Source organism: Paucimonas lemoignei (genome assembly GCF_004342585.1).
Lineage (GTDB): Bacteria > Pseudomonadota > Gammaproteobacteria > Burkholderiales > Burkholderiaceae_D > Paucimonas > Paucimonas lemoignei.
The window spans coordinates 48461-73923 of the sequence record NZ_SLZQ01000016.1; the positions used below are offsets into that span (position 1 = coordinate 48461).

Here is a 25463-nt window from a genome sequence, read left to right on the forward strand (position 1 = left end):
GTCAAACGCCCTGCTTTCAAGGTCTTAAGTCAGTTATTTAGACAATGCCTTCAAGGCCAGCTTGATCCCTTCGGACACGCCGGTACCGGCCGGGACCTGCTTCATCGCCAGCGTGGCTTCCTTGTCGGAATATCCCAAGGCTAGCAAGGCATTCATGATATCGGCCGTCGCATCGCCCGGCACTGCCGCACCGGCGGCACCCAGATCGGCGCCGAGCTTGCCCTTCAATTCCAGCAACAGGCGTTCCGCGGTTTTCTTGCCGATTCCCGGCACCCGGGTCAGGCGGGCCGATTCCTGCAGGGTCACGGCTTGCACGAGGTCGGCCACCGACATGCCGGAAAGAATCGATAAGGCCGTCCGCGCACCGACACCGGAAATCTTGATCAGCTCCTTGAAGACATTGCGCTCTTCAACCGAGGCAAAGCCATACAGCAAATGCGCATCTTCGCGCACCGTCAAATGCGTCAGCAACACGACTTTTTCGCCGAGCGCAGGCAAGTTATAGAAGGTACTCATCGGCACGCCGACTTCATATCCCACACCATTACAATCAATTAGTAATTGCGGTGGATTTTTCTCAAGCAAGATTCCGGAAATACGACCTATCATAGCGGCACTTTTTGCAGTAAATTGCATCCATCATACAGGACAACAAGCAAGTGTCATGCGCATATCGGCTTATCACTCACCAGCGCGGCACCACCGGAATCGCGCCGGGCGGATCGCTACCCTTCTAGGAATCCTGTGGGCATTGCCACTGACTTTAGTGGGTGCAGTGCTCATCATGCTGCCGACGCTGCTGCTGCGCGGAAGGATCGATGTCGTGACCCAGCCAACGCCTGCCCTGCTGGTGCGTGGCCGGCTGGCTGACCTGTTGCTGGAATATCATCCTTTCGGTGCAATGTGTGCCATGGCGATCGGCCATATCGTGATCGCCCAGAGGCAAGGTTTGACAGCCCGTATCCTCACCCATGAACTGGCTCACGTCCGGCAAGCGGCGCATTGGGGATTTGTATTTCCTGTGGTTTATATCGCAGCAAGCGTCTGGGCGCTCTTGCATGGCAAGGATGCCTACTGGAGCAACCATTTCGAGATCGCCGCAAGGCGCGCGGAACAGGAAAGCTGACCTGCTTCTCCTCAGATTTCCATCCAGGAAATAGTTAGCCGATCAAACGGCCGTTCCGTACACGCAACCCTTTCTTCACCAAATCGGGCGACATGCTCCCCAGCACGCTCAGCACATCCCGGTTGTTGGCATGGCAAATCGCCACGCCCAGCGCATCGGCCGCATCCTTGCCCGGCACGCCAGGCAACTGCAGCAGGCGTTGCACCATATCCTGCATTTGCTGCTTTTGCGCCTGGCCATGTCCGACCACCGCCTTCTTCACTTGCAGCGCCGTGTATTCCGCCACCAGCAAGTCAGCCGCCACCAGCGCACAGATCGCCGCGCCGCGGGCCTGCCCCAGCAAGAGTGTCGATTGCGGATTAACGTTGACGAAGACCTTCTCGATCGCCGCGCAGTCGGGGCGATAGGTTTGCACCACCTCACCGACGCTGGCGAGAATGGTTTTCAGACGCTGCGGCAAATCGGCGTCCGGTGTCTTGATGGTGCCGGAGGCGATATACGTCAGCTTGTTACCCTCCTTGTGAATCACGCCGAAACCGGTGATCCGCAAGCCAGGGTCGATACCGAGGATTTTCATGACCTGTGCCCCATTTCCTTTAGAGCGCCTATCAAATGAAGCGAAACGATGCTGAGTAGGCGCTGCCGCAGACAGTACAGCTGTACGGCAAGACTGCGCAACACCCTCAGAATCATGTTGAAAGGCGCTTTTGGATTTCGCGGGGCCTTGTTACATCAATGACGGAAATGACGGATGCCGGTGTAAACCATCACCACGCCGCGCTCGTCGGCCGCATCGATGACTTCCTGGTCGCGCATCGAGCCGCCCGGATGGATCACGCAAGTCGCGCCGGCATCCACCACCACGTCCAGCCCGTCGCGGAACGGGAAGAAAGCGTCCGAAGCCACCGCCGAACCGGCCAGCGACAAGCCGGCATTCTGCGCCTTGATCGACGCGATGCGGGCGGAATCGATGCGGCTCATCTGGCCGGCGCCGACGCCCAGCGTCATGCCATTGCCGCAAAAGACGATGGCATTCGACTTGACGTACTTGGCCACGCGCCAGGCAAACATCAGGTCTTGCAATTGCTGCGGCGTCGGCTGCTTCTTGCTGACGACTTTCAGATCGGCCGGCAAGACATTCTTGGCATCAGGCGATTGCACTAGCAAACCACCACCGACGCGCTTGAAATCGTACTGGTTGACGCCGTTACCCAGCGGGATTTCCAGCAGGCGCACATTGGTCTTGGCTGCGAACACTTGCTTGGCTTCCTCGGTGAAGGACGGCGCGATCAGCACTTCGACGAATTGCTTGGCCACGGCCTGGGCAGCCGCGCCATCGAGTTCGCAATTGAAAGCGATGATGCCGCCGAATGCCGAAGTCGGATCGGTCTGCAAGGCCTTGCTGTAGGCTTCCAACGCATTCACGCCGACTGCCACGCCGCAAGGATTGGCATGCTTGATGATGACACAAGCGGTGGAATCGAAGCTCTTGACGCATTCCCAGGCTGCATCCGCATCGGCGATGTTATTGAACGACAGTTCCTTGCCCTGCAACTGGGTGTAATTTGCCAGCGAACCGGTCACCGGTTGCACATCGCGATAGAACGCCGCCGACTGGTGCGGGTTTTCGCCGTAGCGCATTTCCTGCACCTTGACGAATTGCTGGTTCAGCGTCGCCGGATAGGCGCTGCGGGTGACGTGAGCCTTGTCGGCACCCAGCGCAGTGAAGTAATTGGTGATGGCGCCGTCGTATGCAGCGGTATGCGCGAACACTTTCTTGGCCAGATCGAACTTGGTTTCATAGCTGACTTCGCCCTTGCCCGACTTCAGTTCAGCCAGCACGCGGGTGTAATCGGCCGGATCGCAAATCACCACGACATCCTTGTGGTTCTTGGCGGAGGAACGCAGCATGGCCGGGCCGCCGATATCGATATTTTCGATGGCGTCTTCCAGCGAGCACTCTTCCTTGGCGACGGTTTGCTGGAACGGGTACAGGTTCACCACCACCATGTCGATGGTCGGGATATCGTGCTTAGCCAGCGCAGCCTGGTGTTCCGGGAAATCGCGGCGCGCCAGGATGCCGCCGTGGACTTTCGGATGCAAAGTCTTGACCCGGCCGTCCAGCATTTCCGGGAAACCCGTGTAATCCGCGACTTCCGTCACCGGCAAGCCGTTATCGGCCAGCAGTTTGGCGGTGCCGCCGGTGGAGAGCAACTTGACACCCATGGCGGACAGTTCGCGTGCAAATTCCAGCACGCCGGTCTTGTCGGAAACGGAAAGGAGAGCTTGTTTAATCATGGTCGGACTTGCGATAGTAAGGAAAAAGTTAGGCGAAGCGTAGCCGGCTCGAATTGGGAGCGAGGACGAAGCTCTAGAGCAAACCGTGCTGCTGCAGTTTCTTGCGAAGCGTATTGCGGTTAATGCCCAGCATCTCGGCTGCGAGCGACTGGTTGCCCTCGGCGCGCGCCATCACCGCTTCCAGGATAGGCTTTTCCACGGTGAATACCACCATTTCATAGACGTTCGTCGGCTGTTGTTCGCCCAGGTCCTTGAAATACCGGTCCAGGCTTTTACGAACGACATCTTGGATATTATCTTTGCTCATTTTTACACATTAAAAATTCACTGCCGGTCAAGCCGCTTCAAGTTGCGCTTGGCCGGCAGACAGGCCGCTGGCGGTTGAACCGTATTGTAACCGCTTGCCATATTGCAATTGCTGGTCGAAAAACTTTTCCAAAGCCGCCAACTGCTCGTCGCATTGTTCGATCAGGTTCATGCGCCGACGGAAATCCTCGCCCTCCGGCAATTCGCGCACATACCAGCCGATATGCTTGCGCGCCGTCCGTACGCCGAGATATTCACCATAGAAGGCGTAATGCGCCTGCAGATGTTCCGCCATCAAATGCCGCGCTTCCGCCACGGTAGGCGCCGGCAAATGCGTGCCGGTGCGCAGGTAGTGGTCGACTTCGCGAAAAATCCAGGGACGCCCCTGCGCCGCCCGGCCGATCATGACCGCATCGGCGCCAGTCACTTGCAACACGTGCTTGGCTTTTTCCGGCGTATCGATATCGCCATTGGCGACCACCGGGATCTTCACCGCCGCCTTGACTGCGGCAATCGTGTCGTATTCCGCCTCGCCGCTGTAGCCATCGGCGCGCGTGCGGCCATGCAGGGTCAGCATGGCAATGCCGCTATCCTCGGCCATCCTGGCGATCGTCAGAGCGTTTTTATGTTGCCGATCCCAGCCCGTGCGGAATTTCAAAGTGACCGGCACATCGACTGCTGCCACCACGGCTTGCAGGATATCGCCGACCAGTTTTTCGTTTTGCAGTAAAGCCGAGCCGCACCAGTTATTGCACACTTTCTTGACCGGGCAACCCATGTTGATGTCGATGATCTGCGCACCGCGCTCGACATTGAACCGCGCGCACTCGGCCAGCATGGCCGGATCGGCGCCGGCGATCTGCACCGCTTTCGGTTCCATTTCACCATCGTGATTGGTACGGCGCGCGCTTTTCTCGGAATGCCACAGGCGCGGATTCGATGCTGCCATTTCCGACACCGCGTAACCGGCCCCCAATTGCTTGCACAATTGCCGGAATGGCCGATCCGTCACTCCCGCCATGGGAGCGACAAAGACATTGTTGCGTAAGGAATAAGGGCCGATGTTCACGACAAGCCGACAAACGAGGAAAACCTGATATTTTACCCCTGAAACATCGACTTTCTGTCGCTTTCGATATCAGCGCGCGCCGGAATTAACATTTCATCCAGATTTTCCCGGATGCCGGATTGAATAGAAGCTTGAATCGAAATCAGGTGCGGTCGACTTCGTCCAGCGCCTCCTGGCGCAAATGGGCAATATCGCCCCACTCGACTACCTGCAGCGCAGTGCCGTTCCAATGCAGGCGGTTGATGCTGGCGTTACGGATATCAAAGTCGCGCGGCATTTCCCAACCAAGCCCACGCGCCTCGCGGCAAATGCAGTCCAGAACCCCGCCATGCGAGACGACCGCAATGCGCCGCCATTGACGCGCCACCACCAGGCCAACCAGAGCACCGACCGCGCGCGCGGAAAATTCCCGCAGCGTTTCCCCGGACCGCTCGCCCGGCGGCATGCGCGCATCCAGTTCTCGCGCCTGCCAGGCGGCGTACGCTTCCGGGTAACGTTGACGGATATCGTCGTGGCGCAATCCCTCGAACGCGCCGTAGCAGCGTTCGCGCAAACCTGATTCGATCTGCACCGGCACGCCCCGTCCTGCGGCAATCGCTTCGGCGGTCTGCCGCGCCCGCGACAAATCACTGGAAAAAATCGCGTCCAGCGCCTCGCCGCGCAAGGCTTGGCCGAGTGCCTGCGCTTGCCGCACGCCTTCGGCATTGAGCGCCACATCCAGGTGCCCCTGCAAGCGGCGCTCGGTATTCCAGTCGGTTTCGCCGTGGCGAATCAGCAGTATCTCGGTCATGCAATATCCATTAATTGCTCAGCGCGCCGGTGCCACTTGCAGCCAGAATGTCACCGGACCATCATTCACCAGCGCCACTTGCATGTGCGCGCCGAACTGCCCGGTCTGCACCTTGTCGGCATCATAGGTGGCGCGCGCTCGCGTCACCGCGTGATCGAACAGGCGCCGCCCCTCGTCCGGCGGAGCCGCCGGAGTAAAGGAAGGGCGTGTACCGGAACGGGTATCGGCCGCCAGGGTAAATTGCGGCACCAGCAGCAGTCCGCCCGCCTCATCCACCAAGCTGCGGCTCATGCGGCCGGATTCATCATTGAATACCCGATAAGCCAGCAGCTTGGCCAGCAAGGCATCCGCTTCCTTTTCGGTATCGCCCCGCTCGGCGCACAACAAGACCAGCAAGCCCGGGCCGATAGCGCCAACGGTTTCGCCATCGACGCTAACGCTGGCTTGCGCCACGCGCTGCAGCAATCCAATCATACAACTGCCTAAGCTGAATTAAGCCAGCGTCACGCGGGCAAACTTGCGCTTGCCAACCTGAACGACAAACGTACCCGCGTCCACCTTCAAACCCTTGTCGCTGACGACCGCGCCATCGATACGGACACCACCCTGCTCGACCATGCGCAACGCTTCCGAAGTCGATGCGCACAGGTTGGCTTGCTTGAGCAGCAGGCCGATGCCCAACGGCGCGCCGGACAGGCTGACCTCAGGAACGTCGTCAGGAATGCCGCCGCGCGCCCGGTTGTTGAAATCCGCCAGCGCATCGTCGGCCGCCTGCTTCGAATGGAAGCGCGTGACGATTTCCTGCGCCAGCAAGACCTTGATATCGCGCGGGTTGCGTCCTTCCTCGGTTTCGCGCTTGAAGGAGGCAATTTCCTCGAGCGGACGGAAGGACAGCAACTCCAGGTAACGCCACATCATCTCGTCGGAGATGCTCATCACCTTGGCAAACATGGTGTTGGCCGGCTCGGTGATGCCGATGTAGTTACCCTTGGACTTGGACATCTTTTCCACGCCGTCCAGGCCTTCCAGCAGCGGCATGGTCAGGATGCACTGCGGCTCCTGACCGCTTTCCTTTTGCAATTCGCGCCCGACCAGCAGGTTGAATTTCTGGTCGGTGCCACCCAACTCCAGGTCCGAGCGCAAGGCGACCGAGTCATATCCCTGCATCAGCGGATACAGCAGTTCATGTACCGAAATCGGCGTGCCGGCTTTCAGGCGCTTGGTGAAATCGTCGCGCTCGAGGATGCGGGCAACGGTATATTTGGCCGCCAGCTGGATCATGCCCGCCGCGCCAAGGGCATTGCACCATTCAGAGTTGTAGCGAATTTCCGTGCGCTCCGGGTCGAGCACCAGGCTTGCCTGAGAAAAGTAGGTACGCGCGTTCTGCTCGATCTGTTCCCGGGTCAGCGGCGGCCGGGTGACATTGCGTCCCGACGGATCACCGATCATCGACGTGAAGTCGCCGATCAGGAAGATCACCTGATGCCCGAGCTCCTGCAATTGACGCAATTTATTCAAGACTACGGTATGCCCCAGATGCAAATCCGGCGCCGTCGGATCCAGCCCCAGCTTGATGCGCAACGGCTTGCCCGTTTGTTCAGCGCGTACCAGTTTTTGAATGAATTCTGATTCGATAAGCAATTCTTCAACGCCACGCTTGGTGACGGCGAACGCATGCTTTACCGCATCAGACAAGACCGGAGCTTGCTGCGCTGCAACAGAACTCATCGTGTCTTTATCTTCTGTCAATTTCGAGTTATCGGCCATTTGTATAAAGTTCGTTTGAGAATCTTTCCTGCGTCAGTATAATTATCGATCCTTTATTTACCATGCCGTTAATCAATAAGAATAACAACCCGGGAAAGAGAAACGGTAGATTTTAACTGATTGCATGTTCACTAGAGATAAATTGATCGACTTAGGAGCGCGCGCCAAACAATGGTTCGGCGCGTCGCGCAAGTCGCGCATCGTATCGAGCTCGGCGTTTTTACTCGCCGTGTTCGCTGTTGGCGCTGCCGGGGTTGCGCCGATGGCGCCCGATGCCGCCGACATTCCCGTCAAATCCATTGCGCTCGATCTGGAATTGCCTGATTTGCAAAGCCAGATCGCCGCCCAGCTCAACACGCCGGAATTCTACGTACGCGAAGAAAAGGTCCGCTCCGGCGATACCCTGGCTACGCTTCTCAGGCGCTTGGGCGTCGATGATGCCTCTGCCACGGAATTCATCAAGAATGACCGTACTGCTTACCAGGTGTTGCAGCTCAGGCCGGGCAAACAAGTGCGTGTCCAGACCAGCCCGGAGGGTGAGCTGCAGTGGTTGCATACGACAATCGGCAATGGCCGTGACAACGTGACCAACCTGGTGATTCAACGCGACGGCAGCCAGTTCAAGACCTCGCAAGCGCCGGCCGCTCTGGAAAAGCGCGTCGAAATGCGCAGCGGTGATATCCGTTCCTCGCTGTTTGCGGCCACCGACCAGGCACAGATTCCCGACAATGTCGCCATGCAAATTGTCGACATGTTTTCTACTGATATCGATTTTGCTTCCGACTTGCGACGCGGCGATCGCTTCAATGTCGTCTACGAGACTTTCTGGCAGGACGGCGAATACGTCCGTGCCGGTCGCGTATTGGCCGCCGAATTCGTCAATGCCGGCCGTCCTTACCAGGCGGTGTGGTTCGACGAGCCGGGTAGCCGTCAGGGCGGGGGCTACTATAGCTTCGATGGCAAGTCGCTGAAAAAAGCCTTCCTCAAGTCGCCGCTGGAATTCTCGCGGATTTCGTCCGGTTTTTCGATGCGCAAGCATCCCATCTCCGGAAAATGGAAAGCGCACAAGGGCGTCGACTTCGCTGCCGTGACCGGTACGCCGATCCGTGCCGCCGGTGATGGCGTCATCGACTTCGCCGGCGTTCAAGGCGGCTACGGCAATGTCGTGGTGATTAAGCACTGGGGCAATTACTCAACCGCTTATGCTCACATGAGCCGCGTTGCCAGTGGCATCCGCAAGGGCATGAAAGTCAACCAGGGCGACCTGATCGGCTATGTCGGCAGCACCGGCTGGTCTACCGGCCCGCATCTGCACTATGAATTCCGCGTCAATAACGTGGCGCGCGATCCGCTCACCATCGACATGCCGACCGCACAGCCTCTGGCTGGAGCACAATTGCAGCGTTTCCGCGGCGTTGCGGCGGACATGTTGCACCGCTTCGCCTTGCTCAGCCCCCAAGGCTCCAGCACCCAACTCGCGTCTAGCAAATAATTTTTCCGGCGGGCGCTAGTTCGTATCCAACCGTTCGTGAAGGCTTGTAGAATCAAGTCTCCACGAACGGTTTTTTTATGCCTGCGAACCAGCCCTCCTCTCCCTTATATATCGGCCTGATGTCCGGCACCAGCCTGGACGGCGTCGATGGCGCCCTTGCCGCGTTACCTGACGACTATGCCGGCGGCGCGGTGCAGACGCGGGCCAGTGCTTACGTGCCGTTCCCGGACGAGCTGCGCGCTGAAATGATGGCGCTGCAGACTGCCGGCAGCAATGAAATTCATCGTGAAGCATTGCTCGCCAACGCCTTGGCCGAGTATTACGCGAGGTGCGTCAAGGACTTGTTGGACCAGGCAGGCCTGGCGCCTGGCCAAGTCACGGCAATCGGCGTGCATGGGCAAACCATCCGGCATCGCCCGGAACTTGGCTACACGCGTCAAACCAACAATCCCGCCCTGCTTGCCGAATTGAGCGGCATCGATGTGGTTGCCGATCTGCGCAGCCGCGATATCGCTGCCGGCGGCCAGGGCGCGCCTTTAGTGCCGGCCTTTCATCAGGCGGTCTTCGCGTCGCCAGATACCGTCCGGGTCGTTGCCAACATCGGCGGCATCAGCAACATCAGCATCCTGCCGCCGCTGAACGCCGAGACCCAGTCCTCCATGCCAGTTAGCGGCTTCGACACCGGCCCGGGCAATGTCTTGCTGGATGCCTGGATCAGCCACCATCAGGGCAAGACCTACGACAACAATGGCGACTGGGCCGCCGGCGGCAAGGTGCTGCCCGCGCTGCTGGAAGCCTTGTGCGACGAAAGCTTCTTCAGTCTGGCGCCGCCCAAGAGCACCGGGCGAGATCTGTTCCACATGGAGTGGTTACGGACGCGACTTGGCCAGGCAGGCGTGCCTGATAGCCCGTCTCATGCGCGTGATGTGCAAGCCACGCTGGCGGCATTCACCGCCGTTACCCTGGCCGATGCCGTCGCGCGTTATGCGCCGGATGCCGCCACGGTGCATGTCTGCGGCGGCGGCGCATGCAATGCCTTCCTGATGCAGCAATTGCAAGCCGCGCTCGACGAGCGCCGTCAGGGGATTGCCGTTCACACCACAGCGGCGCTGGGCATACCGCCGCACCACGTCGAGGCCTTGGCCTTTGCCTGGCTGGCGCATCGTTTCTATGTGCGGCGCCCAGGCAATCTGCCAGCAGTTACCGGCGCCCGAGGCGACCGTATACTGGGCGCCCTGTATCCTGCCTGACAGGTCTGGCAATCAGCATTGGCGTCCCGCCGCGACCGACGCGTTTTGATGCGGGAATAAAAAAAGCGCAGCCAATGCTGCGCTTTGGATAGGCGAGAAACGACTCAGGCGGAGAAAGACGAGCCGCAGCCGCAAGTGGTCGTGGCGTTCGGATTCTTGATCACGAACTGCGCGCCTTCCAGGTCATCCTTGTAATCGATTTCGGCACCAACCAGGTACTGGTAGCTCATCGAATCGATCAGCAATTGCACGCCATTCTTGGTCATGGTCGTGTCGTCTTCATTGACGATTTCGTCAAAGGTAAAGCCATACTGGAAGCCGGAGCAACCGCCGCCCTGCACGAACACGCGCAGTTTCAGGTCGGGATTTCCTTCTTCCTCGATCAATTGAGCAACCTTGGCCGCAGCGCTGTCGGTAAAGATGATCGGTGCGGGCATTTCGGTTACGGCATTCATGGTGTACTCCTACTGAGATTGTTTCGGCAGATGCGCCATTATAACCCGATCTAAATACTCAGGTATTCGACCCGATCAGTTTGGTTGGAGCCGCCAGTTTCAGCATTGGTTCTTCGGTCTGGTCATGCGTCAACTTGCCGGAAACCAGTGCGCCGCCATGCATTTCCAGTGCCTTGTAATTCACATCGCCGGTAATACGCGCCTTTGGTTGCAACTCCAGCAATTCGTGGGAATGCACCGGGCCTTTGATCTCGCCATTGACGACGATATGCGCGGCGCGCACTTCGCCTTCGATCACCGCATGTTCCGAAATCACCAGCATGCTGGCCAAACTCGGATCGGCAATCACATTGCCGCGAACTTGGCCATCAATGCGCAAGCCTCCCTTGAAATGCAAGTCTCCTTCGATTCTGGTGGACAAACCGATCAGGCTATCGATGGTGCTTTTGCTTTTACTGCCAAACATGATGGCACTCCTTAGATAATTTTTTTACAGCTTGGCCGACTGTTGCGCGCGCACTTGCCCTTTTTCCAGTATGCGCGCCTGCACGGTTTGCACAGTAGCGCCCTCGGGCAGATTCAGCACGCCTTCCAGCCTTTGGTAATGCTGGAATGTAAGCTTGAATTTTTCAGTTTCGCCCGATTTATTATCAGGGAAAATCATCATAGCATTTTTCCCTTCGCGCACTACGTTCACCGTTAATTGCAAGTTTCCAACAAAATTGCGCTCACCCTTACCGCCTTGCATCACTAGTAAGCGATATTTCAATTGATTTGGCGCAATCATTTCTGCTGTCAAGCGACGAATCGCAATGCCGGCGGCGCCCGTACTGGAAGGCAATAAACTTTCGAAAAACGCGAGGTCTTCCTTCAGGCGGGCATTCTCTGCAATCAGGGTTTTGACTTGCGCGGCCAACTGCTTTTGAGCGGAACGCTCAATCTGCAACTGGCTCTCTGCGGCATCCATACTCCCGGAAAAACGGTCGCGCTCTGCACTCACCTGCGACAGGCGTTCGCGCAAGCCATCGAGTTCGGCGGGATCAACCGGCATACCGGACTTGGCAAGCTGACGCCCCAGGTCATAGGTCCCAAGAGCGATCGCCCCTGCCAGACCCAGCACGACTGCCATCAACAACAAACGCAGCGGCCATGGCAGATGATGCCGGATACTGACTTTAGGAGCCGCAACGGATAAGCGTCGCTGCCACAGTTTCAGTCGCAACGACGAGCCGAACAATTTTCCTAATGACATACGAACGATACCGGTAATTACGGTAGAACCGGAACGAGACCCAGCCCGGCTTTTTCATCCAGGCCGAACATGATGTTCATGCACTGCACGCCCTGGCCTGCCGCGCCTTTGACGAGATTGTCCTCTACCACCAGGATGACCAGCAGATCGCCGCCATCCGGCCGGTGCACGGCAATGCGCAACATGTTGGAGGCGCGGACGGAACGCGTCTCCGGGTGACTGCCGGGCGGCAGCACATCGACGAATTTTTCGCCTGCGAAGTGTTGTTCGTACAAGGCCTGGAAATCGATATCGCGCGCTTCCGGCAGGATCGTCGCATACAGCGTGGAATGAATCCCGCGGATCATCGGCACCAGATGCGGCACGAAGGTCAGGCCGACTTTACGTCCGCCGGCGATTGCCTGCAGACCTTGTACCGTTTCCGGCAAGTGCCTGTGCCCCTTGACGCCATAAGCCTTGAAATTGTCCGCAGCTTCAGCCATCAGCGTGTGAACTTCGGCCTTGCGCCCGGCCCCCGAAACACCTGATTTACAGTCGGCAATCAGTGCCGCTTCATTCACCAGCGGCTTGCCTTGTGCCAGCAAAGGTGCAAAGCCCAGCTGCATGGATGTCGGATAGCAGCCAGGCAAGCCGATCAGGCGAGCTTTCTTGATGGCTTCGCGGTTCACTTCCGGCAAACCGTACACCGCTTCCTTGAGCAGATCGGGACAGGCGTGCGGCATGCCATACCATTTTTCAAATTGCGCCGTATCCTGGATACGGAAGTCCGCCGCCAGGTCGATCACCTTGACGCCGGCCGCCAGCAATTCGGGCGCCTGCGCCATTGCCACACCGTGAGGCGTGGCAAAGAAAACGACATCGCACTCCGTCAGCTTGGCTTTTTCGGGAGCGGAGAATGCCAGCGATACATGTCCGCGCAAGGAGGGAAACATGTCGGCAACCGGCAATCCATCTTCCTTCCGAGATGTAATAGCGGCAAGCTCAACTTCCGGATGCACTGCCAGCAAGCGCAATAATTCAACTCCGGTATATCCGGTACCACCCACAATACCGACTTTAATCATCATTTCCTCACTATTAGATAAGCCAATATTTTACCGGCAGCGGATCCCCGTATTGCTTCTGGGAATCCGTCACACCAATTTGGCACAATTCTTAGGCAATTACTTCAAGCCGATCAGTTCCGCTTTCGCACCCAAAATTGATACATGCCCGCAAAAATTTCCGGATTTTCCTCTTCCACGATATCCCAATTCGGCAGCGAATCGCATGCCGGATTATTCGGGAACCTGGCAAGATAGCGGCCCCTGATCAAAGGATTGGCATATTCAAATCCCAAAAATTCGAGGCCTAATTCGTCCAGACATTGCTGAATTTCCAGCGGCGAATATACGTGTTCCTGCACATGGAAAATAAGATCGCGGCATGCGCTGGTACTGTAAAAATCCGGGCTGATTGAAATATTGCCCACTTCAATCCCGGCTTCGCCTTCCATGACATCACGCCGGAAACGGCTAATCCCTTCACGCGTAGCCGGATACCCCTTGTCCGCCACCACTTGCCGCAACGCGCTTACCTCGCGGCGTGCACGTCGGCTATACAACCCGATATTCATATAGCCATCCGGTTGCAGCAAGCCGGTCAACACGCGCCAGCCCGCCATCGGGTCATGCATGTGATGCAATACGCCACTGCACACGATGACATCAAACCGGCGGTCCAGCTTGCCGAGCTCCAGGATATCGGCATGACGAAAGTCGATGTCGTGAACGCCGAATTCTTTTGTTGCCCGAATAGCATAGGCAAGGCTCGTCTTGCTGATATCCACTGCAAGGATATCAGCATGCTGAAAAGACTGGGCAACTTGAAACGCATCGCTGCCAGTGCCGCAACCCGCAATCAAAATGTGCGGCGCTGCCGGCATTTGTTCGGGAAATTCATGATACGGCAAGCGCTGACGCAAGGCTTCCCGCAACGATATCCCGGCACGCAGCTTGCCGCGGCGCTTCCAGCGCGGGTAAGGATTCTCTTCATACTGCTGCCGTACGGCTTGCGAGACGCTATCCGCAATACCAGTCAGATTGGGAATATCAGCCTTGATGGATTCTTCAGCCAAAGGCTGGCGCAATTGGCGTTCCAGAAGCGCATCAACATTTGCATCTGACCATTTGAGCACCGATAGTTGCGCGGCAAAAGGATACTTGTATAAAGCTTGATAGCAGCCTAACAAGGCAACAAACAGAGCCGGTACCGGCTCCTGCTTGTTTAAGCTTGCGACAACCTTTGCAACCAAGCTTGCCAACTTGGTTTCGTCTTCATTGCTGACAACATAAATATATTCGTTGGCAAAGCACTGTAGAGACAAATGAATTGCGAATCGCTCGATTATCGGCGAGACATGGCCTCCGTCTTCCGTCCCCAAGGCAAGCAAGCCCTGCCTGAGTACAACCAGCAGTCTTTCCAGCCGATAGTCGGTGACGAGCGTTTGCTCGAGCACAGCCAAGAGCAAAGGCATCGCAAAAATCCGGTCCAGATCACCAGTAGTCCAAGTATGCGCAAACTGGCCGATTGCATCGGTCTTCTGATTTGCAACATGCAGCCAGGTTTGTATCTGCGGATCGCGGCAAATTATTGCGGTAGCAATGCGCTCCAGCTTTTGCGGATCGAGGGATTCTTTGCTAAAAGCTTGTTGAAGCGAACTTTCATCGACAAGGTCCAGGGCCTCTTCGCTGAGCAACGCCACGATGCCGGCATAAAGATGCCAATTGGCGTCGTCATTCGGTTGAATTTGCAGCAAGCGCTGGCACGTCAACAAGGCTTTCTTGAGTTCTCCAGCGGATTGAAAAAGCCGGGTGAGCGCCAGTAATGCATCGGGATATTGAGGATTGATTTGCAGGGCATGCTGGAAAGCGCCAATCGCTTCATCCTGGCGTCCCTGCGCATGCAACGTCAAGCCAAGGTTGTAATGTGCCTGTGCATATTCGGGCTTCATCGATAATGCCCGCCGGTAGCTGGCCTCGGCATTTTCCAATCGACCCAATGCCCGCCATGCTTCGCCCAGGTTACTGTGCGCTTCGGCAAAATCAGGCTGCCGAGTTAGTGCCTGTTCGATCAGCTCTACAGCACGGGCATGCCGACCTGTGTGATGCATCAAGACGCCGAGCAAATGCAGGGCATCGAAATTGTCCGGGCTGAGTGTCAGCGCTTGCTGATACAGAGCCTCGGCTTCTGCGAGACGGCCGCCCTGATGATAACCAAGCGCCGCCTGCAATGTCGGATAAATGTCTGCAATCCCGCCATGGGTTATGGGACTGCCAGAGGCAGCCGCCTCATTGCGTAAAGCGCAGCATTGCTTGTACTTTTTGCCGCTACCACAAGGGCAGGGATCATTGCGGCCGATTCTGTTCAAATCTATTCCAGTGCAGAAGGGAAGCCATCCTCTTGCTTCCTAAGGGAGCGACAATAAATTGCTATTGGACATTTATTGTAGCGCATCGTTTATGTTCTTATTTTTGAGATGCAAAAAAACGGGCGCCGAAGCGCCCGTTTTCATATAGCAAAGCTATTCTGCTTGTCAGGGATAAACCCTAAACAATTAGAAAGTGTGCTTCACGCCCAGTGCGAAGGTCGAAGCGGTTTCGCCATTCTGGAGACCAGAACCGGTGAAGGAAGTGTTGGCCAGGAACGGCTGGTAAGCACCGTTGGTATCGTTGTCCAGACGGCTGTAGAACACGCCGACGTTGGTGCGCTTGGACAGAGCATAATCATAACCAATGGTGTACATCTTGGCACCGGAGTCGGCGACGCCGCTACGATCACCTGCTTTGGTGAAGTTAGCCAGGATGGTGCTGTTACCAAAGGCGTAGCTGACAGGGATCGACCATGCGGTACGATGGAAAGTATTGGCACCAGCTTGGACAGCACCATTGGCAACCAATTCACGCTTTGCACGGTCAACGATCAGGCCAACCTTGACGCCAGCGAACTTGTAAGAACCAGTGAAGCGCAGCTGCTGGTCATCAAAGCCACTACGACCTTCGGCCTCTACGTTACGGTAAGCCAGTCCCAAAGCCAGCGGACCGTTGTTGTAACCAGCTTGCAGGTAGTATTCCTGACCATCGTCATAGTTAGTGGTGCCGTTGATCGTGCCTTCAGGACCAGCCGAGTTAGGCGAAAAACCGACCACGCCGCTGAATCCAGCGATAACCGGCGAACGGTAGGTGATCGAATTGATGCGGCGGGTAGTATCGAGATAGCTGAAGCCACCTACCAGTGTACCACCTTGTGGTTGACCAGCAGTAACGCCACCACCGTTGCCCAAACCAGTTTGGTTCATGATGGAATAGGTAGCGGTCATGCTAGTCGGCATGGCCGAGAAGCCATTGGTGCCTGTCATGAATTCAGTGGTCAGACCTTGGACCGACATCCAAGAATGCTTACCAAAGGTAACTTGACCGAAGCCACCCTTCAGACCAACGAAGGTGTCACCGTCAGCCAAGCCAGCACCAGTTGCGCCGTTCGTGCTGAGGCCGCTACCGGTCGATTGACGCTGGTCGGTGTTAAAACGGTTTTCAACGTAGAACAGAGCAGACAGACCGCCACCCAGATCTTCAGTGCCAGTCAGCCAGAAGCGCGAATTGTAATCATCGTCAACGCGCAGTTCGTTATTGGCAACACGAGTAGTGCTGCTGACTTTGTAATTCTTAACGTTAGCTTGCAGAATACCACCGATCGAAACGTTGGTTTGTGCTTGTGCGGTACCAGCTGCAAATGCGCCCAGAACTGCGAGAGCGAGAAGCGATTTTTTCATTAAAATTTCTCCGAGAGTTGTGAAGCCAAAATTTTTGTTGCTTCCAGCAAGGCCACTAGTGGAAACGTCCCTGCCGGCACTTCTAATCCAATTGGTAAAGAAGCTATATAACATTTCAGCAAAATCTCGCCGGTAGAGCAAAGCAATTTTGGCTTTTATGGCAATATGCACGGAGTTATGTCGCTTCATTGCAACACTACATTACTAATTACTAAGTGTTTGATAAGGTTAATTAAAAAGGTGACAACAAATGCGAAAGTTGGATCAACTTGTAATTGGACTAGATAGCGCGCTGCGTACCGTTGTTGGTATCACTACCGCAGGCCGCCTGAATCCAGCAAAGAACATTAATGAAAATGAAATGAACGACATTGAACGCCGGCATAGCGCGGGGCTCATGCGGGTCAATCATGTCGGGGAGGTATGTGCGCAAGCCTTGTATGCCTCACAAGGCTTATTTGCCAAAACTTCAGAAGTGCAACGCCAACTGGACCATTCACGCCACGAGGAAGAGGATCATTTAGCCTGGACGGCTGAGCGCTTGCGGGAGCTAAATTCGCGTCCAAGCTTGCTTAATCCGCTCTGGTATGCCGGCGCATTCGCTATTGGGCTGGCAGCCGGTCGCCTTGGGGATGCCCATAGTTTGGGATTCGTTGTGGAAACAGAACGTCAGGTTGAAGCTCATCTGAATAGCCACCTGGAGAAGCTACCGCAACAAGATGCCAAATCTCGGGCGATCGTTGAACAAATGCGCCAGGATGAAGTCGCGCATGGCTCCGCAGCCAGGAATCTCGGAGCCGCTGACTTGCCCCTGCCAGTACGCGCAGTGATGCGTGGTATGGCGAAAGTTATGACAACAACTGCTTATTATTTATAGCTTATTGCTGCTGAATTGGCGCATTATCGTCGACGATCTCGTAGGAATGCGTCATTTCTGCGGTTTTTTCCAGCATAATAGAAGCAGAGCAATACTTCTCATGGGAAAGCTTAATAGCGCGCTCAACGAGATTGGCTTTCATGTTCCTGCCACGGACCACAAAATGAAAATGAACCTTGGTAAACACCTTCGGATCTTTTTCAGCCCGTTCGGATTTCAAGGTAACGTCGCACCCGCGGATATCCTGGCCACTTTTGCGCAGAATTAGTACAACATCATAAGCCGTACAACCACCAGTACCGGCCAGCACCACTTCCATGGGGCGCGGCGCGAGATTACGACCGCCACCTTCTGGGGCACCATCCATTGCCACAACATGGCCAGATCCAGTTTCAGCCAAGAAAGTCATGCCTGACAAGCCGGTCCAACGTACTGTGCACTCCATGATGTATTCACTCCTTAAAAAATTGCCGTAATTGTACCCTCCTAAATCACAGCTCGAATAAATGAGGCAAGGCGGGACCTAAGCAAAAATCCATCAAATATTGTCCGGACAAAGATTCTCCTGTTTTTTGCCATGGCGCAGCAATTAAAATCAAAAATAAAAAATGAAGGTAACCAATTGAAATAAATAAGAAATATTTTAATATCTAGCCACACATCGAGAATATTGCGAAAATTTTTAAGATTTTATCTTGCGGCGCACAATAAGCTTGTCTATACTGGTTTTTATCGGATGCTGATGTTCACTTGATTGACCAGCTGCAACCAAGCTTTGTCTCCTCCACCCTTCTCCTTTGGTGTGGATTTCAACCCGAGGCCTTGTTGCTTCGGGTTTTTTTATGAGCAAAACCCTTCCATAAACATGCTTCATTTGCCATCAAAAGCTTGAATTTGACGCCAAGCCTTTGAAAAGGCTATAATTTTCGGTTCTTCCATTTGCTCAGGAAGAACACAACAAGGATGTGTCCGCAAAACGAAGCAATAAAAAGTCATTGCAAAGCCCGCGGAACCGCCATCAAGTGAGCATTTATTTCTCCATTTAGGAAAGTCAACATGAAAACCTTTTCCGCAAAAGGCCATGAGGTCAAGCGCGACTGGTTCGTGATTGACGCGACGGACAAAGTCCTCGGACGTGTTGCCAGCGAAGTGGCACGCCGACTGCGCGGCAAGCACAAACCCGAATTCACTCCGCACGTCGACACGGGCGATTTCATCGTCGTGATCAATGCCGGCAAACTGCGCGTCACCGGTACCAAGTCGCTGAACAAGAAGTACTACCGCCATTCCGGCTATCCGGGCGGTATCTACGAAACCAATTTCGAGAAGATGCAAGCCCGCTTCCCGGGCCGCGCGCTGGAAAAGGCTGTCAAAGGCATGCTGCCCAAGGGCCCGCTCGGCTACGCGATGATCAAGAAGCTGAAAGTGTATGCGGAAGCTTCGCACCCGCACTCCGCCCAGCAACCCCAGGCACTCGAATTCTAAGGAACAGACATGATCGGTAACTACAATTACGGAACCGGCCGTCGCAAGAGTGCAGTGGCTCGCGTGTTCATCAAGGCTGGCAGCGGCAAGATCACTGTCAACGGCAAACCGGCTGCGGAATACTTTTCTCGCGAAACCGGCCTGATGGTGATCCGTCAGCCGCTGGAACTGACCGGCAACCTCGAGCGTTTCGACATCATGGTCAACGTCCATGGCGGCGGCGAATCCGGCCAGTCCGGTGCTGTGCGTCACGGCATTACCCGTGCCCTGATCGATTACGATGCTTCGCTGAAGCCGGAACTGTCCAAGGCAGGCTTCGTTACCCGCGATGCACGTGAAGTCGAACGTAAGAAAGTCGGTCTGCGTAAAGCACGCCGCGCCAAGCAGTTCTCGAAGCGTTAATCTCTACGCTTTACACTGTCAAAAGCCGCCTGGTTCATGCCTGGCGGCTTTTTTCAAGCCTGTTCCTTTTTTCGCGACTTGTGCTCCGATCTGGATTCATGCACAGCGCATCGCGAGCAGACATCAAGCCTGCCTCTTTAGCCGCTCTCTTTAACGGTTCTCGGCAACGGTCTATATCGTCCTGCGCGGCGGGCGAAATACCTGCGCGTCAGTATAAAAAGCTTCATTCTGGTCGTCCCACCAATGGGGAACACCTAGCACTGGCAGCGGCGTGAAATTACCGGTTTGCAGTCCATTTTCCAATTGCCTGCTCACGGCGATGTCGATCCAGGCACGTTGCTGTTCCCGGCTCAGCGAAAAAAATTCCGGTTCCGCCGGCACCACCCAGGTATGCGCGGTGATGGCCTTGTAAGGCATGACAAGTTTTTCCATCAGCGCGTGCCCGAACAGGATGACTTCGACGGATTTGCCGAATGCCTGGCGCTGTTCCAGCAGGGTTTCACGCCAGCGATGCGCGCGTAAGGCACTTACCCAGGCCATATCAGCGCAAATCAGAAGCGCGGCATTTTCATCAAAAATCGTGGCGGCGTCGCGCACCTTGCCCCGCGTTCCGGCCTGCTGTGCTTTTTCCGGGTTGGCTGGAACTGAGCGGCGCGCGATCTCCGCGGCCTGCAAAGCGTTTAACTGTTTTTTAATTGCCGGGAAAGTCAGCCAGACCATCGCATTGAAAAAATCGTGCAGATTCTCACGCGTCGGTATGCCACCGGTCGAACTGATGAATTCCTCGTACGCTACGCCCTGTGGCAATGCTTCTTGCGGGACGAATTGAAGCGGAAAGCCGCGATGATTGCACAAGCCCTGCATGCGGGCAGCATCGTTCAAGGCGGCGCGCCAATCGGCTGCGGCCAGGACGGGTTGCGCCGCAGCTTGCAGAGGGGCGAGCCAGGGCCGGCTCCAGTCTATCGATTGCAGGAATGGCGCAGTCACGGCATCACGGCGCGATGCACAAGCCGGCCAGCTTTAAGCCAGCTTCCAACCGATCGTTTCACCGGCATTCAGCGGCACCAGCGTGTTTTCACCAAACGGCAATTCGGCCGGCAAGGTCCAGGATTCGCGCTTCAATGTGACCGTCCCGGAATTACGCGGCAAACCGTAGAACGCCGGGCCATTGAAGCTGGCAAAGGCTTCCAGCTTGTCCAGCGCGTCCACACTATCAAAGGCTTGCGCGTACAGTTCCAGCGCATGCAAGGCGGTATAGCAGCCAGCGCAGCCACAGGCGTGTTCCTTCAAGCCTTTCGGGTGCGGCGCCGAATCGGTGCCGAGGAAGAATTTGTCGCTGCCGGACGTCGCAGCCTTGACCAGCGCCTGGCGGTGCTCTTCGCGCTTCAAGATCGGCAGGCAATAGTAATGCGGGCGAATGCCGCCCTTGAAGATTTCATTACGGTTGTACAGCAAGTGGTGCGCGGTGATGGTGGCGCCGACAAAGCGGTCGGCTTCCGCCACAAATTCAGCCGCCTGGCGCGTGGTGATATGCTCGAACACGACTTTCAATTCCGGCAAGGCGCGGCGCAGCGGTTGCATGACGCGTTCGATGAATACCGCTTCGCGATCGAACACGTCGACGGCCGGATCGGTCACTTCGCCATGCACCAACAATGGCAAGCCGACTTCCTGCATGACCTCCAGGGTCTTGTAGCATTTGGTTAAGTCCGTCACGCCGGCATCCGAGTTCGTGGTGGCGCCAGCGGGATACAGCTTCAATGCATGGATGAATCCGCTATCCTTGGCCCGGCGGATTTCATCGGGAGGCGTATTGTCGGTGAGGTAGAGCGTCATCAAGGGCTCGAACTGCAAGCCTGCCGGCAAGGCAGCCAGAATGCGCGTGCGGTAAGCGCCAGCCTGTTCGGTGGTGGTGACCGGCGGCTTCAAGTTCGGCATGATGATCGCACGGGCAAACTGGCGCGCGGTATGCGGCAACACGCTGGCCAGCACGGCGCCATCGCGCACATGCAAATGCCAGTCATCAGGACGGGTAATGGTGATGCTGGAGGTGATGCTTTCTGGCAGGCTTGCTTGATTAGACATGATAACTCTCGGGCTCTTCGATCAAGCCGTCATTTTACCCGTCCTGCCCTTCCCGTGCGACGCATCCGCTGCCGGAAATTGTCCCGCTACGCTCGATTTTAAGGATACAGTCCACGCATTTCGTGCGCCTGTAAAACCCTGCTACAGCCGACGATGAAGGCGGCCGTGCGCAACGATACCTTGCGCTCTTTCGCCAGTTGCCAGACGGCGCCGAATGCTTCACGCATGATGCGGGCCAGTCGCTGATTGATTTCCTCTTCCGTCCAGAAGAAGCTGGAAAAATCCTGCACCCATTCGAAGTAGCTGACGGTAACGCCGCCGGCATTGGCGATCACGTCGGGCACGATCAGCACGCCCTTGTCATGCAGGATATCGTCGGCAGCCGGCGTGGTCGGGCCGTTGGCGCCTTCGACGATGATCTTGGCGCGAATCTGATCCGCATTGGAGGCGGTGATCTGCTGCTCCAGGGCTGCCGGCACCAGGATATCGCAATCGACCGACCAGAATGCGTCCTGATCATGCAGCGCATCGGCAGCAGCAAAGCCCGCCACTGTCCCGCGTTCGCCGGCATACGCGAGCAAGGCGGGAATATCCAGGCCGCTTTCGCGCACAACCGTGCCGGCATGGTCCTGCACCGCGACGACCTTGGCGCCGGCTTCGGCAAACAGACGCGCGGCGACGCCGCCGACATTACCAAAGCCCTGGATGGCAATCCGCGCGCCCTTGATATCCATTCCGCTTCTGACGGCAGCTTCGCAAGCGACGACATACAGGCCGCGACCAGTGGCGGCTTGGCGGCCGAGACTGCCGCCAAGGGAGACCGGCTTGCCTGTCACGACACCCGATACGGTACTGCCGGCATTCATGGAATAGGTATCCATCATCCATGCCATGATTTGTTCATTGGTGTTGACGTCCGGCGCCGGGATATCCTTTGTCGGGCCGATGATGATGCCGATTTCACTGGTATAGCGCCGCGTCATGCGCTCCAGCTCGCCGCGCGACAGTGTTTTGGGATCGACACGGATGCCGCCTTTGGCGCCGCCATAAGGCACATTGACTGCGGCATTCTTGATCGTCATCCAGGCCGACAAGGCCATCACCTCGGAAAGCGTTACGCTCTGGTGAAATCGCACGCCGCCTTTACCCGGGCCGCGCGCGGTATTGTGCTGCACCCGGTAGCCCTCGAAGTGGGCGATGGTGCCATCGTCGCGCCGGATCGGCACGTCGACCGCGAGAATCAACTTGGGCCGCTTGAGGGTTTCTACTAACGGCGCCAGCGAACCAAGGTAAGGCGTGACACGATCAATCTGCTCCAGATACACGCCCCACGGGCCGATATCATGCTGGGTCAGATAGCTGGGGATATGGTGCGAAGTCGGCATGCCTGTCCTCCGTGGTGGTTGCGGCGGCAATGGCCCGGGGTCGTCCGTCGTCACATCTCTGAAGGCATTGCCGGCACATGAGTCTTGAAACGGATGCTATCGGTGTGACTTATCTTAGCAAGGATATGCCTGACGTGGCCATTATCCCTCTCGCATACGGCATTTAAGCAACAGCAGTAGGCGCTCCTTCAATATCGGCATCATCCTGACTTGGCTCGTCTTCAGAGATTTTTCGCGCCTGCTGCCGGATCCACATTTGCGCATACAAGCCATCTGCTGCCAGCAGGCTGGCATGGGTGCCGCGTTCAACGATGCGGCCATGATCCATCACCAGGATTTGCGCGGCATCGGCAATCGTCGACAGCCGATGCGCGATCACGAGCGTGGTGCGGTCCTTGGCAATTTCCTTGAGCTGCGCCTGGATCGCTTGTTCCGAGCGCGAGTCCAGCGCCGAGGTCGCTTCGTCGAAAATCAGGATTGCCGGATTCTTCAGCAAGGTACGGGCAATTGCCACGCGCTGCTTTTCGCCACCAGACAGTTTCAGGCCGCGTTCACCCACCATGGTGTCGTAGCCATCCGGCAGCGAGACGATGAAGTCGTGAATCGATGCTGCTCGCGCGGCAGCAATGATTTGATCTTTGGATGCGCCCGGCTTGCCATAGGCAATGTTGTATTCGATCGTATCATTGAACAGCACGGTATCCTGCGGCACGATGCCGATCGCCTGGCGCAGCGACGCCTGCGTCACGTCGCGCAAATCCTGGCCATCGATCGTGATGCGTCCTTTCTGCACATCGTAAAAACGGAAGAGCAGGCGCCCCAGCGTCGACTTGCCAGAGCCGCTATGGCCCACGACCGCGGTGGTCGCGCCGGCGGCGATAGTGAAATCGACATCAAATAAGATCTGGCGATTTTTTTCATAAGAGAAGTCGACGTGCTCGAACCTGACCTCCGCGCCATGGATCGCCAACGGCTTTGCCCCTGGCGTATCATCGATTTCACGCTCTTGCTCCAGCAAAGAAAACAGCCGCTCCATGTCTGCCAGGCTTTGCTTGATTTCCCGATAGATCACGCCCAGGAAATTAAGCGGGATATACAGCTGGATCATGAAGGCATTCACCAGCACCAGGTCGCCCAGGCTCATGCTGCCGTCAATCACGCCGCTAGTCGCACGCCACAGGATCAGGGTTACCGCCGCGGCGATGATGAAGGCTTGGCCGGTATTCAATAAAGATAAGGAAGTCTGCGACTTGATCGCGGCGCTTTCATAGCTTTGCAAACCCTGATCATAGCGCCGCGCTTCGAGCTCTTCATTGCCGAAGTACTTGACCGTCTCATAATTGATGAGCGAGTCGATCGCCTTGCTGTTCGCCTTGGAATCATGCTCGTTCATGGTGCGCCGAAAATGCGTGCGCCATTCGGTCACGATTACCGTGAAAGTGATGTACGTGATCAGCGCGCCGGCGGTAATCACCGAAAACCAGATATCGTATTGCAGCGCCAGGTAACCGATCACCAACGATATTTCTATCAGGGTCGGCAGAATCGAGAACAAAGTGTACGACACCAGTGTCGATACGCTGCGCGTGCCGCGCTCGATATCGCGGGTCATGCCGCCCGTCTGTCGGTTCAGGTGAAAGCGCAGCGAGAGCGAATGCAGGTGGCGGAATACTTTCAGCGCAATCGTGCGCACTGCTCGTTGCGTGACCTTGGCAAACACGAATTCGCGCAGCTCGGTAAACAAGGTCGTGGACAGACGCAGCAAGCCATACGCCAGCAGCAAGCCAACCGGCATGACCAGCAAGGCGCGCGCCTGTCCAGGCTCGAGGGTGAGATGATCGACCAGGTGCTTCAGTACCAGCGGCACGCCGACATTGGCCAGCTTGGCGCCGACCAAGAACGCCAGCGCCAGCACTACCCGGCCCTTGTAAGCCCACAAATATGGCAGCAGAGTTTTAATGGTCACCCAATCCTGGCGCTGATGACCAGCAGGCAGTGCGGGAGCGGGTTCGGAAGCAGAATAACGTCGCATGACAGAAAAGAAAAATTAGCCAGAATGATTTATGCTTTGGCAATCCAGGCGCGGGAATGCCTCATTCTATCAATCCCGGCACCAGCCCATGTCATTCAGTCGACAACAATATTTTCATTGAATTCACACTATGCCAAGCGATCACCACACAGAACTGCCGGCAGGAAAAATGCCGGAACTGCGCATCATGCCTATGCCTGCAGATGCCAACATGCATGGAGATGTATTCGGCGGCTGGATCATGGCACAAGTCGATATCGCCGGCTCGCTGCCTGCCGCGCGGCGTGCTAACGGCCGGGTTGCCACCGTTGCTGTAAATTCATTCCTGTTCAAGCATCCGGTTTTCGTCGGCGACGTCCTGACTTTTTATGTCGATATCATCAAGGTCGGCAAAACCTCGATTACCGTGAGTGTGGAAGTCTATGCGGAACGAAACCGCTTGCAGGCAGAGATCGTGAAAGTGACGGAAGCTATCCTGACTTATGTGGCGACCGATGAAAAACGCAAGCCGCGGCTATTGCCTGCGCTCGACGTAGCCTCATCGTCAAACTGAAGCCAGCTTCATTTCACCGCCTGTCCGGC

Annotated in this window: 26 protein-coding genes; 7 read left to right on the forward strand and 19 right to left on the reverse strand. The window is 56.5% G+C overall.

All coding sequences use genetic code 11. The features are described from left to right. Positions 1–33: 33 nt before the first annotated feature. The gene (ruvA, locus tag EDC30_RS17600) at positions 34–609 is read right to left on the reverse strand and encodes a Holliday junction branch migration protein RuvA (protein ID WP_132260170.1); all 576 of its coding nucleotides are present in this window, start codon (positions 607–609) and stop codon (positions 34–36) included. A 142-nt stretch (positions 610–751) separates the two neighbouring features. Between ruvA and EDC30_RS17605 the strand changes: the two genes are divergently transcribed. After that, positions 752–1126, forward strand: coding sequence for a hypothetical protein (locus EDC30_RS17605; RefSeq protein ID WP_132260171.1), 375 nt, complete (start codon positions 752–754; stop codon positions 1124–1126). A 34-nt stretch (positions 1127–1160) separates the two neighbouring features. Here the strand turns inward: EDC30_RS17605 and ruvC are convergent, their stop codons facing one another. From ruvC to tyrS, 7 genes are all read right to left on the reverse strand, one after another. Further along, positions 1161–1703 (reverse strand): crossover junction endodeoxyribonuclease RuvC, encoded by a 543-nt coding sequence (ruvC, locus tag EDC30_RS17610; RefSeq protein ID WP_132260172.1) that lies wholly within the window; start codon positions 1701–1703, stop codon positions 1161–1163. Between the two features lie 155 nt (positions 1704–1858). Further along, entirely contained in the window at positions 1859–3424 is a 1566-nt protein-coding gene (purH, locus tag EDC30_RS17615; protein ID WP_132260173.1) for a bifunctional phosphoribosylaminoimidazolecarboxamide formyltransferase/IMP cyclohydrolase, read from the reverse strand. A 73-nt stretch (positions 3425–3497) separates the two neighbouring features. Further along, the gene (locus EDC30_RS17620) at positions 3498–3731 is read right to left on the reverse strand and encodes a Fis family transcriptional regulator (protein WP_132260174.1); all 234 of its coding nucleotides are present in this window, start codon (positions 3729–3731) and stop codon (positions 3498–3500) included. Positions 3732–3758: 27 nt separating this feature from the next. Further along, complete coding sequence (gene dusB, locus EDC30_RS17625; RefSeq protein WP_132260175.1) at positions 3759–4799, reverse strand: tRNA dihydrouridine synthase DusB; 1041 nt, start codon at positions 4797–4799, stop codon at positions 3759–3761. Between the two features lie 142 nt (positions 4800–4941). Further along, positions 4942–5589, reverse strand: coding sequence for a histidine phosphatase family protein (locus tag EDC30_RS17630; RefSeq protein ID WP_132260176.1), 648 nt, complete (start codon positions 5587–5589; stop codon positions 4942–4944). Positions 5590–5607: 18 nt separating this feature from the next. Next, complete coding sequence (gene dtd, locus EDC30_RS17635; protein WP_132260177.1) at positions 5608–6063, reverse strand: D-aminoacyl-tRNA deacylase; 456 nt, start codon at positions 6061–6063, stop codon at positions 5608–5610. Between the two features lie 18 nt (positions 6064–6081). Beyond that, positions 6082–7317 carry a tyrosine--tRNA ligase gene (gene tyrS / locus EDC30_RS17640; RefSeq protein ID WP_132260178.1) on the reverse strand — a complete coding sequence of 412 codons (1236 nt, stop codon included), beginning with the start codon at positions 7315–7317 and terminating at the stop codon, positions 6082–6084. Between the two features lie 163 nt (positions 7318–7480). Here tyrS and EDC30_RS17645 point away from each other — a divergent pair, with 163 nt between their 5' ends. Then, positions 7481–8848 carry a M23 family metallopeptidase gene (locus EDC30_RS17645; protein WP_132260179.1) on the forward strand — a complete coding sequence of 456 codons (1368 nt, stop codon included), beginning with the start codon at positions 7481–7483 and terminating at the stop codon, positions 8846–8848. A 77-nt stretch (positions 8849–8925) separates the two neighbouring features. Further along, entirely contained in the window at positions 8926–10098 is a 1173-nt protein-coding gene (locus EDC30_RS17650; protein ID WP_132260180.1) for an anhydro-N-acetylmuramic acid kinase, read from the forward strand. Positions 10099–10202: 104 nt separating this feature from the next. Here the strand turns inward: EDC30_RS17650 and erpA are convergent, their stop codons facing one another. The 6 genes from erpA to EDC30_RS17680 all read right to left on the reverse strand — a co-directional run bounded on the left by erpA (position 10203) and on the right by EDC30_RS17680 (position 16804). Next, positions 10203–10553 (reverse strand): iron-sulfur cluster insertion protein ErpA, encoded by a 351-nt coding sequence (erpA, locus tag EDC30_RS17655; protein ID WP_132260181.1) that lies wholly within the window; start codon positions 10551–10553, stop codon positions 10203–10205. A 58-nt stretch (positions 10554–10611) separates the two neighbouring features. Then, complete coding sequence (locus EDC30_RS17660; RefSeq protein ID WP_132260182.1) at positions 10612–11019, reverse strand: bactofilin family protein; 408 nt, start codon at positions 11017–11019, stop codon at positions 10612–10614. 24 nt (positions 11020–11043) lie between these two features. Next, positions 11044–11790: a DUF6776 family protein gene (locus EDC30_RS17665; RefSeq protein WP_243656844.1), complete on the reverse strand. Its 747-nt coding sequence runs from the start codon at positions 11788–11790 to the stop codon at positions 11044–11046. A gap of 32 nt (positions 11791–11822) precedes the next feature. Beyond that, positions 11823–12869, reverse strand: a complete 1047-nt coding sequence (argC, locus tag EDC30_RS17670; protein WP_132260184.1) for an N-acetyl-gamma-glutamyl-phosphate reductase — start codon at positions 12867–12869, stop codon at positions 11823–11825. Positions 12870–12982: 113 nt separating this feature from the next. Continuing rightward, positions 12983–15214, reverse strand: coding sequence for a class I SAM-dependent methyltransferase (locus tag EDC30_RS17675; RefSeq protein WP_132260185.1), 2232 nt, complete (start codon positions 15212–15214; stop codon positions 12983–12985). Between the two features lie 186 nt (positions 15215–15400). Beyond that, positions 15401–16804 (reverse strand): porin, encoded by a 1404-nt coding sequence (locus EDC30_RS17680; protein WP_132260186.1) that lies wholly within the window; start codon positions 16802–16804, stop codon positions 15401–15403. Positions 16805–16865: 61 nt separating this feature from the next. Between EDC30_RS17680 and coq7 the strand changes: the two genes are divergently transcribed. Continuing rightward, positions 16866–17492, forward strand: a complete 627-nt coding sequence (coq7, locus tag EDC30_RS17685) for a 2-polyprenyl-3-methyl-6-methoxy-1,4-benzoquinone monooxygenase (RefSeq protein WP_132260187.1) — start codon at positions 16866–16868, stop codon at positions 17490–17492. Between the two features lies 1 nt (position 17493). Here the strand turns inward: coq7 and EDC30_RS17690 are convergent, their stop codons facing one another. Next, entirely contained in the window at positions 17494–17937 is a 444-nt protein-coding gene (locus EDC30_RS17690; protein ID WP_132260188.1) for an OsmC family protein, read from the reverse strand. A 611-nt stretch (positions 17938–18548) separates the two neighbouring features. Here EDC30_RS17690 and rplM point away from each other — a divergent pair. Both rplM and rpsI read left to right on the forward strand, forming a co-directional pair. Further along, positions 18549–18977 carry a 50S ribosomal protein L13 gene (rplM, locus tag EDC30_RS17695; protein ID WP_132260189.1) on the forward strand — a complete coding sequence of 143 codons (429 nt, stop codon included), beginning with the start codon at positions 18549–18551 and terminating at the stop codon, positions 18975–18977. A gap of 9 nt (positions 18978–18986) precedes the next feature. Then, positions 18987–19379: a 30S ribosomal protein S9 gene (gene rpsI / locus EDC30_RS17700; RefSeq protein WP_132260190.1), complete on the forward strand. Its 393-nt coding sequence runs from the start codon at positions 18987–18989 to the stop codon at positions 19377–19379. Positions 19380–19550: 171 nt separating this feature from the next. On the opposite strand, the gene EDC30_RS17705 is transcribed toward rpsI, so the two are convergent. The 4 genes from EDC30_RS17705 to EDC30_RS17720 all read right to left on the reverse strand — a co-directional run bounded on the left by EDC30_RS17705 (position 19551) and on the right by EDC30_RS17720 (position 24881). Further along, positions 19551–20366, reverse strand: coding sequence for a DUF3025 domain-containing protein (locus tag EDC30_RS17705; protein ID WP_243656845.1), 816 nt, complete (start codon positions 20364–20366; stop codon positions 19551–19553). Between the two features lie 33 nt (positions 20367–20399). Continuing rightward, the gene (pyrC, locus tag EDC30_RS17710) at positions 20400–21464 is read right to left on the reverse strand and encodes a dihydroorotase (RefSeq protein ID WP_424446943.1); all 1065 of its coding nucleotides are present in this window, start codon (positions 21462–21464) and stop codon (positions 20400–20402) included. A gap of 98 nt (positions 21465–21562) precedes the next feature. Continuing rightward, positions 21563–22849, reverse strand: a complete 1287-nt coding sequence (locus tag EDC30_RS17715; RefSeq protein ID WP_132260191.1) for a Glu/Leu/Phe/Val family dehydrogenase — start codon at positions 22847–22849, stop codon at positions 21563–21565. A 163-nt stretch (positions 22850–23012) separates the two neighbouring features. Then, a complete protein-coding gene (locus tag EDC30_RS17720; protein ID WP_132260192.1) occupies positions 23013–24881 on the reverse strand; it encodes an ABCB family ABC transporter ATP-binding protein/permease in 1869 nt (622 codons plus the stop codon). A 130-nt stretch (positions 24882–25011) separates the two neighbouring features. Here EDC30_RS17720 and EDC30_RS17725 point away from each other — a divergent pair, with 130 nt between their 5' ends. Next, positions 25012–25434: an acyl-CoA thioesterase gene (locus EDC30_RS17725; RefSeq protein WP_132260193.1), complete on the forward strand. Its 423-nt coding sequence runs from the start codon at positions 25012–25014 to the stop codon at positions 25432–25434. Positions 25435–25463 lie beyond the last annotated feature (29 nt).

What these genes read in the sequence shown, in the direction of transcription:
- ruvA (WP_132260170.1), bottom strand. Translation starts at nt 609, where the DNA reads ATGATAGGTCGTATTTCCGGAATCTTGCTTGAGAAAAATCCACCGCAA.
- ruvC (WP_132260172.1), bottom strand. Translation starts at nt 1,703, where the DNA reads ATGAAAATCCTCGGTATCGACCCTGGCTTGCGGATCACCGGTTTCGGC.
- purH (WP_132260173.1), bottom strand. Translation starts at nt 3,424, where the DNA reads ATGATTAAACAAGCTCTCCTTTCCGTTTCCGACAAGACCGGCGTGCTG.
- EDC30_RS17620 (WP_132260174.1), bottom strand. Translation starts at nt 3,731, where the DNA reads ATGAGCAAAGATAATATCCAAGATGTCGTTCGTAAAAGCCTGGACCGG.
- EDC30_RS17630 (WP_132260176.1), bottom strand. Translation starts at nt 5,589, where the DNA reads ATGACCGAGATACTGCTGATTCGCCACGGCGAAACCGACTGGAATACC.
- dtd (WP_132260177.1), bottom strand. Translation starts at nt 6,063, where the DNA reads ATGATTGGATTGCTGCAGCGCGTGGCGCAAGCCAGCGTTAGCGTCGAT.
- tyrS (WP_132260178.1), bottom strand. Translation starts at nt 7,317, where the DNA reads ATGAGTTCTGTTGCAGCGCAGCAAGCTCCGGTCTTGTCTGATGCGGTA.
- EDC30_RS17645 (WP_132260179.1), top strand. Translation starts at nt 7,481, where the DNA reads ATGTTCACTAGAGATAAATTGATCGACTTAGGAGCGCGCGCCAAACAA.
- EDC30_RS17650 (WP_132260180.1), top strand. Translation starts at nt 8,926, where the DNA reads ATGCCTGCGAACCAGCCCTCCTCTCCCTTATATATCGGCCTGATGTCC.
- erpA (WP_132260181.1), bottom strand. Translation starts at nt 10,553, where the DNA reads ATGAATGCCGTAACCGAAATGCCCGCACCGATCATCTTTACCGACAGC.
- EDC30_RS17660 (WP_132260182.1), bottom strand. Translation starts at nt 11,019, where the DNA reads ATGTTTGGCAGTAAAAGCAAAAGCACCATCGATAGCCTGATCGGTTTG.
- argC (WP_132260184.1), bottom strand. Translation starts at nt 12,869, where the DNA reads ATGATTAAAGTCGGTATTGTGGGTGGTACCGGATATACCGGAGTTGAA.
- EDC30_RS17680 (WP_132260186.1), bottom strand. Translation starts at nt 16,804, where the DNA reads ATGAAGCGACATAACTCCGTGCATATTGCCATAAAAGCCAAAATTGCT.
- coq7 (WP_132260187.1), top strand. Translation starts at nt 16,866, where the DNA reads ATGCGAAAGTTGGATCAACTTGTAATTGGACTAGATAGCGCGCTGCGT.
- EDC30_RS17690 (WP_132260188.1), bottom strand. Translation starts at nt 17,937, where the DNA reads ATGGAGTGCACAGTACGTTGGACCGGCTTGTCAGGCATGACTTTCTTG.
- rplM (WP_132260189.1), top strand. Translation starts at nt 18,549, where the DNA reads ATGAAAACCTTTTCCGCAAAAGGCCATGAGGTCAAGCGCGACTGGTTC.
- rpsI (WP_132260190.1), top strand. Translation starts at nt 18,987, where the DNA reads ATGATCGGTAACTACAATTACGGAACCGGCCGTCGCAAGAGTGCAGTG.
- pyrC (WP_424446943.1), bottom strand. Translation starts at nt 21,464, where the DNA reads ATGTCTAATCAAGCAAGCCTGCCAGAAAGCATCACCTCCAGCATCACC.
- EDC30_RS17715 (WP_132260191.1), bottom strand. Translation starts at nt 22,849, where the DNA reads ATGCCGACTTCGCACCATATCCCCAGCTATCTGACCCAGCATGATATC.
- EDC30_RS17720 (WP_132260192.1), bottom strand. Translation starts at nt 24,881, where the DNA reads ATGCGACGTTATTCTGCTTCCGAACCCGCTCCCGCACTGCCTGCTGGT.
- EDC30_RS17725 (WP_132260193.1), top strand. Translation starts at nt 25,012, where the DNA reads ATGCCAAGCGATCACCACACAGAACTGCCGGCAGGAAAAATGCCGGAA.